This is a genomic window from Citrobacter sp. Cpo069 (assembly GCF_030332785.1).
GTDB classification, from domain to species: Bacteria; Pseudomonadota; Gammaproteobacteria; order Enterobacterales; family Enterobacteriaceae; genus Citrobacter; species Citrobacter portucalensis.
Map to the genome: position 1 here is coordinate 22767 of NZ_JAOWHD010000003.1, position 6612 is coordinate 29378.

Annotated in this window: 11 protein-coding genes; 4 read left to right on the forward strand and 7 right to left on the reverse strand. The window is 47.0% G+C overall.

Annotated features, from left to right (window positions below):
• Window position 1: 1 nt before the first annotated feature.
• Complete coding sequence (locus OGY08_RS00210; RefSeq protein WP_021536815.1) at window positions 2–1579, reverse strand: type IV secretion system DNA-binding domain-containing protein; 1578 nt, start codon at window positions 1577–1579, stop codon at window positions 2–4.
• Window positions 1572–1919 (reverse strand): hypothetical protein, encoded by a 348-nt coding sequence (locus OGY08_RS00215; RefSeq protein WP_001139329.1) that lies wholly within the window; start codon window positions 1917–1919, stop codon window positions 1572–1574. The genes OGY08_RS00210 and OGY08_RS00215 overlap by 8 nt, the downstream gene beginning before the upstream one ends.
• Before the next feature lie 476 nt (window positions 1920–2395).
• Between OGY08_RS00215 and OGY08_RS00220 the strand changes: the two genes are divergently transcribed.
• From OGY08_RS00220 to OGY08_RS00235, 4 genes are all read left to right on the forward strand, one after another.
• On the forward strand, window positions 2396–2830 hold the full coding sequence (locus OGY08_RS00220; RefSeq protein ID WP_021544362.1) for a hypothetical protein: 435 nt from the start codon (window positions 2396–2398) through the stop codon (window positions 2828–2830).
• Between the two features lie 12 nt (window positions 2831–2842).
• On the forward strand, window positions 2843–3553 hold the full coding sequence (gene stbB, locus OGY08_RS00225) for a StbB family protein (RefSeq protein ID WP_021544361.1): 711 nt from the start codon (window positions 2843–2845) through the stop codon (window positions 3551–3553).
• A 1-nt stretch (window position 3554) separates the two neighbouring features.
• The gene (gene stbC / locus OGY08_RS00230) at window positions 3555–3923 is read left to right on the forward strand and encodes a plasmid stabilization protein StbC (RefSeq protein ID WP_015345231.1); all 369 of its coding nucleotides are present in this window, start codon (window positions 3555–3557) and stop codon (window positions 3921–3923) included.
• Window positions 3924–4136: 213 nt separating this feature from the next.
• Complete coding sequence (locus tag OGY08_RS00235; protein WP_021544360.1) at window positions 4137–4907, forward strand: SprT-like domain-containing protein; 771 nt, start codon at window positions 4137–4139, stop codon at window positions 4905–4907.
• A gap of 40 nt (window positions 4908–4947) precedes the next feature.
• Here OGY08_RS00235 and OGY08_RS00240 read toward each other — a convergent pair whose 3' ends face one another.
• The 5 genes from OGY08_RS00240 to OGY08_RS00260 all read right to left on the reverse strand — a co-directional run bounded on the left by OGY08_RS00240 (window position 4948) and on the right by OGY08_RS00260 (window position 6361).
• Window positions 4948–5136, reverse strand: a complete 189-nt coding sequence (locus OGY08_RS00240; RefSeq protein WP_001001010.1) for a hypothetical protein — start codon at window positions 5134–5136, stop codon at window positions 4948–4950.
• 4 nt (window positions 5137–5140) lie between these two features.
• Window positions 5141–5398, reverse strand: a complete 258-nt coding sequence (locus OGY08_RS00245) for a hypothetical protein (protein WP_021536820.1) — start codon at window positions 5396–5398, stop codon at window positions 5141–5143.
• A gap of 72 nt (window positions 5399–5470) precedes the next feature.
• Window positions 5471–5626 (reverse strand): hypothetical protein, encoded by a 156-nt coding sequence (locus tag OGY08_RS00250; RefSeq protein WP_021536821.1) that lies wholly within the window; start codon window positions 5624–5626, stop codon window positions 5471–5473.
• Window positions 5627–5777: 151 nt separating this feature from the next.
• Entirely contained in the window at window positions 5778–6020 is a 243-nt protein-coding gene (locus tag OGY08_RS00255) for a hypothetical protein (protein ID WP_169516773.1), read from the reverse strand.
• A 53-nt stretch (window positions 6021–6073) separates the two neighbouring features.
• On the reverse strand, window positions 6074–6361 hold the full coding sequence (locus OGY08_RS00260) for a hypothetical protein (protein ID WP_001098466.1): 288 nt from the start codon (window positions 6359–6361) through the stop codon (window positions 6074–6076).
• Window positions 6362–6612: the final 251 nt, after the last annotated feature.

Consider the following 6612-nt stretch of genomic DNA (forward strand, 5'->3'; position numbering starts at 1 on the left):
TTTACATTCCTGCAAATGCGGTGCTTTCACGTAAGACCACGCCCGGTACAGGGTTAGAACGAGTGTAGTTAACGTGATGAGTCTCAAATTTAGCCACTGGCAGATTTCCTGGAAACGCGATGTAGCCGGTCAAATCATCCAGCGTGGCGATTTCGGTTGGCGTTACAGCCCGCTCGCGCTTGTGATCATCATTGGTATTTTTGGTTCCCAACTGACCAAAGCGGCGGCTAATCCCCGTTTTTTCTCTTTCGCCCTCAATCTCCCCCAATGATTTAGAGACAAATTCGAGGGTTCTTTCACCCAGGCGACCAGCGGCCATAACAACCGATGTACGATGGTTAGACAGAAGGGTTTCAGCTACATCACTGCCATAGATGCTAATGACCTGCGAATAAGACTGATAGCCGGTGACAACCCGTAGTCCTTTTTTACGACCTTTTGTTAACGCATCACGTAATGATGGCAGGTAATCAAGGGATTCCAGTTCATCTATAAACGTCCAGATTTTACGGGAGTTGCTCTTGCTCATACCTAACACAATAGAAAATATGCTATCTGTCCAGCATGAAATAAGCGATTTCAAGGCTTCACGCATTTCATCTGTCCAGGTGATATACAGATTCCCGCCTTTCGGATCTTCCAGCCATTCACGAATTGAGAAGTTCCCTGCTGGCATTTTCAGGTGAGCGGCAAGTTTATTACTAAGCACAAAGCGAGCACTACCAACGGCCCGACCGCTACCAGCAAATAAAGCCTGTGCTTTAGTGCCTCTGACATATTCTTCAAGTTCTTCCAGTGGTACTTCATTTGTCCAGTAGAATACTTCTTCCATCGTTGGGTTTCGACTTGTGTTAAATACTTTACGGGATACCTCGGTAAATAAAAGACGACCATATCCATTCCATTCTTCTGTTTGCGAATCCTTCGCTGTAGGTACGATAGAAACACCGAATCGCTCAAAGTCAAAATCACTTTTTATTTCGTTGAAAAATACCCACCCTTCTGTTCTGGCATCATAGGGATTTAAAATCTTATCGCCTTTTTTATAAAAACGAGAAAGGAAATCGCCATCTGGATCGAGGATTATCATGCGGTCTTTATTTGAGGCAACACGTTGCATTTTTCCACGCATCAAGCAACATTTCATCATTTCAGCAAAGATTGTTGATTTACCAACACCGGTCGCCCCGGCTATTGAAATATGTGTACCTTCCGCTTTTGTAGGGATTGGAATATCGGCTATTGTTATTTGTGGCTCTCTTTCTTTAGTTATGGATGCTAAAGCCCGCTGAGAAACAAGCCGCGTACCACGATATATTTTCTTAAATGGTGCACCTTTAAATATCTGGTGATTAAATTTGAAAAATATGATTAAGCCTATGATGGCAATAATTTCACCGACTAATAAAGCACCCCATAAAGGCCATAAATCAAAAGTCTGCTGAATAAGTAAAACCAGACGTTCACGCGCATCTTTTGGCGTAAAACCATACAAGGCTTTCGCCGCGATAAACCACGTAACAAGGGGGGTAAAAAGCAATGCCCCCAGGCAAATTTTGCCCTTATCCGCTTCATTCATGACTCTGTTCCTCTCTCTCCTGGGCCAGCTCTGCTGACCACGGCTCCAGCCCTAACCGGCGAATTTCACCACCGGCAACTTTCTGCGCATCTGCTTTACTCACCTGGCGAAGTATCAATAACACCTCAATCAACATTGCCTCGATGTATCGATCTCGTCCGGCGGCTTGCTGCTCTGAAGATGAACGTTCCAGCAATTTATCAAGCCGGGCGATCACTTCACTGGCACTCTCTTTTTGTCCAAAAAGCTGTTGCTTGATGTACTCCGATACGTTGCCCTCCGAACGGTATTCAAGGTCGATTTTTTGCGCTTCGGTCACTCTTAAACTGATAGATGGCATAGGTTTCCTTTTTGTAATACCGATGTAATACATGCAAATCTAGCATATATGCGGCTTAATTCCACATGTGTAATACGTTGCGTATTACACATTAAAACACAAATTAGAATAATTTGTTTTGTTTTCAAGCATTTACGATGAAAATCGTAATTGCGTATGGTGTATAGCCGTTAAGGGATACCATACCACGCCTTTTTTAAGGGAGAAACCGGTGTTAAGTGCAAGTGAATCGCTCAAAAAGCGTTCACATTCACCACTTTCATGCTTGCATGAAAGTTTTTTTACCAACCACTACAAATAGACTACAGAAAAACTACACACCTAGATGGTTGAATTGTGGTAAAAACTACAGCATAACTACAGATAGACTACAAAAAAAAAGCAACCAACTACTAAAAAACTACCAAAAAACTACAAAATCGGGTTGACGGGATAAGCGGGTTAACGTACATTCAAATGCAGACGAAGGAGAGGGTATGAAAAAGGCAACCGAGTTAGAACCTCGTAACCTTTCGGCAGCAGTACGAACTCGTTTAGATGAGATCGAGGGCTGGCTGGATAAAGGTGTATCGAGGCAAGAGATTGCTCAACTGCTTGATGCTGAATATAGCTTTTCCGTAACACCGAAAGCGCTGGAAATGGCATTGTACCGGGCCAGGTTAAAGCGTAAAAAAGGTGGATTGCACAATCCAGAAAGTGCGGTAAAAAATGGATTGCACAATCCAAAACCGCAGGAAGAAGCAAAACCGGAAGATACTGGATTGCACAATCCAGAATCAGAAAAGTTAGTTGAGGATATGGGCGGGAACAAAGAATTTCTGTCCGATACCGATTTTAAAAAAATCGGGGATGAGGCAAAAAAAGTTGCGTCCTCATTCAAAGGTAGCGTAGGTAATAAAAAAGGTTTCTAAAGGAGCGAATAGATGAAAATTGCAGTAATGAACTACAGTGGCAGTGTCGGCAAAACTATTATTTCGTCATACCTGCTGTATCCTCGCATGGCTGGCGCAAAATTCTTTGCCATCGAGACAATCAATATGTCGGCGGCTGATTTGGGCGTTGATGAAGTAATGAGTTTGACCGGGGATAATTTTGGTCAACTGGTTGAAGAAATCGTATTTGAAGATAACGCCATCGTGGATATTGGCGCGTCGAACGTAGAGCGTTTTCTTTCTACCATGACAAAATACGAGGGTGCAATTGATGAATTTGATAAATATCTTATTCCTGTTACCCCGGATGATAAAGCATGGCAGGAAAGTATTAAGACCGCTCTCGCGTTAAGCGCTGCTGGCGTTCCAAAATCCAAAATTGTTCTTCTGCCTAACCGCATTAAAGCAACTCCGCAGGAAGATATTGCTTCAGTGTATGAATGGGCGAAGGATTCTAAAAAAGCCTCTATTCATAAAGATGCCGCCGTTTTTGAAAGTGAAATTTATGAATACCTCGCGTATCACAAAATTTCGTTTGAAGAACTGCTGGCTGAAGATCCAGAAACATTTAAAGCGAAAGCTAAATCCTGCACTGATGCCGACGAACGCGCGGCGGCTGCGCGGCGTTATCGCTGGATGAAATTAGCGCTGCCGGTTAAACGTAATCTTGATCGTACCTTTGAAATATTAACGGCTGAATAATATGGAAAAGCAACCTGATAAATTAGATATCCTGATGGACTGGTTTTTAGGCGATGCGAAAGAAATCACCTCAAAACTGGAAAGCGTAACCACAAGCGTTACCGAAACAGTAGAACGGCTGGATAAAGCCTCCGATGAAATAAAGAAATCATCTGAGGTGGCGAAAACAGAAGTGATCGCAAGCCAGCGCGAGCTGGTCAACACTCTGAAGAAGGAGCAGAAGGTTAGCGACCAATTTTTTGAACGTCTGGCCGGAGCGCAAACAGGGTTTTCGCAAGCGCTTATCAGGCAGATTCTGATTATCACGGTTGTCTGTTCCTTCGTTGGTGGAGCGCTCGGCGCGGCGGCTATAACGTTCCTGCTTCACTGACAAAAAGCCTGACCTGAAGCGGCCCTATCCGGGCCGTTTTTTTTGGCCTCGATTGCGTTAGGGATTGAAGCCCGAAGGGGCGAGACAGCTTGCCTGGCTCGATGCGAAGCACGAAAGCCCGCCCGCAGGGAACGCCCAAAAATAAAAGTGGATTGCACAATCCATAATCAATAAAATGGTTTGTGCAATCCAGAACCCCATTGTGAGGCCGCTATGATCATCCCTACCCAGGAAACTTACGACGAGCTTCAACGCGCCTACGAATTTTTCAATCAACGCCTGTTTGATAGTGCGCTGCCGCCTTGCCTTATCACCCTTCAGCGCGAAAAACGAACGTATGGCTATTTCTCGAATGGTCGCTTTGTTGGTCGCTCAACCGGCCAAATCGTTGATGAAATCGCCATGAACCCGGTCTATTTCTCGATCCGCACGATACGCGACACGCTTTCCACGCTTGTGCATGAAATGGTTCACCAGTTGCAGCAACACACCGGCAAACCGGGCCGCCGTGGATACCACAATAAAGAATGGGCGGCGATGATGGAGCGCATCGGCCTGATACCATCCGACACCGGCCAGCCAGGAGGTAAGCGCGTCGGAGAGTCCATGAGCCATTACATCGAGGACGGCGGCGCGTTTGATACCGCCTGCAAGGAGTTGCTTACCACGGCGTTTAAACTAAGCTGGCTGGATCGGTTCCCTCCACATAAGCCAACGCCACCAACGCCAACCGGCGCAGACGGTAAAGGGTATGTCGATGACGAAGATTATGAGGATGAGGGATACGGCGACGATGGCGAGCTGGATGATGAGATCACACAAGCCCTTTCGCTGGTAAACCCGCCGCCAGATACGCCGGTGAATAAATCAAACCGGACAAAATACACCTGCCCGAAATGCCATACGAACGTGTGGGGAAAGCCGGGCCTGATCCTGTACTGTGGCGGTGAACACTGCGGAAAGGCAGAATACCAGCCAACCTAACCAGAAAAAAACCGCCGTATGAGGCGGTTTTTTTTAGTTTTTACGTCCTCGCGTTACGCTCACAAAAGTCAATACGCTGCTGTAGGTTCAGCCTTTCGCGGCGCTGGCGCATCGTTCTGGCTTTTGGACTAACGGCCATTGCCTGAGTGTAGAGCTGCGCGGCGGTTTTCCAGTCGCGCAAATCCTCTGCCTGTCGTGCCTGTTCCATGAGGGATAGATAATCGTTCATCGTATTACCGCCGAAAATGTAAGTAATAAGCGGCGGTAATCTCGGCCATATCGCGGAAAGCATGGGCGCTTTTCTCCGTGTCGGCCACGGCTAACGTTTCCAGCCTGGCTTTGTGGCGATGAAGTGCCACCACGGAAAAACGGGGCGTTTCATCGGCCCGGTTCGTGCTGTAGGTGGGATACACTTCAAACCCGCAGTAGTCTGCCAGCAAGCTGGCATCTTCCAGGGGAACGGGAAAGGTGAGGACGTGATCAATACACATCGCGTTGCTCCTTCGCAAAAAGCGGTTGCCGCCGCTATGAGGGATACCCGCGCCAACGGCGCGGGTGATTGATTATCGGGCTGTTCTGGCGATAGCCTCCATTTCAGCTTTCAGCTTGCGGGGTGTCACCGGAACCGGAGAGGATTTCATCTGGTAAGCAGCTACCAGCTCCCGATCACCTTCCTGAAAAACCGCCTTGCCGTTGCGGTTGCAGATAAATTTTTTCATAACCTTGCTCCTTCGCTTACGGTCAGCACCATTGCTAACCGATAAATACAGTATAAATTCCTCGCTCCAAAAAGTCAACTTTTAGTATCATTATATGATACTAAATAATCCGTTATACAGCAGCGCGGCAATGCCGCGCTGTTCAGCGTTGTTAGCGATCCTGGTACAGATTAACCAGCTTTTTGAACTGCTTAAAATGGTTGGCTTCAACAAGCGCGATATGCCGAAAATTTTTCGTGCCACCGGAAAGCAGGTAATGGTATTCATATTTCATCTGTTCAGGGAATCGCTTACGAAACCGGATCAAATCATCCATTCCCTCAAATTCATACACTTCAGCCTCTTCAGTAACCGCGCCTTTTGCTTTCTCGGCCATCAGAATGATGTTTCCCATATTTCCCCCGTATCATGGTTAGAAACCGCCCCGCAGGGCGGTTTAATTAGTGGTTAGTGGTTAGCCGTCTTAGCGTTAGCTTTACGCTGATAGAGCCAGAGAGATAAAGCGCAGTCAGCCACGAATGCCGCACCGAACGCCGTTACCGCGATAAACATTGGCATAAACGGGTGTGGAGTATCGAGATTAACTAACACGGCGTATACAGCGGCCAGCGTGACGATACAGGAGCAAAACAGGCACATTTGCACCAGTTCTTTGTAACCGTCGCGCACAAGACGCCAGGGGAGATATAACGCGCCTGTTATGGCGAGGACTAAAACAACAAGAGTCGTATTCATACATTTTCCTTCGCAGGTTGCCCGGAGCGGTTGCCGCCGCTGGTTCCGGGCCGGTCAGCACCATTGCTAACCGTAAATAAAGTATAGGCTTTCCCCCCTTAAAAGTCAACTTTTAGTATCATTATATAGTACAATAAAGATACTTAAATTTTGCACCGCTGCCGACAAATAAAAGGCAACTGCGCCGATCTCCACCTGGGCGGCGTGGTCAAATTGCCGGGCCTTACGGCATCGAGCTGGGCGACGCGCCC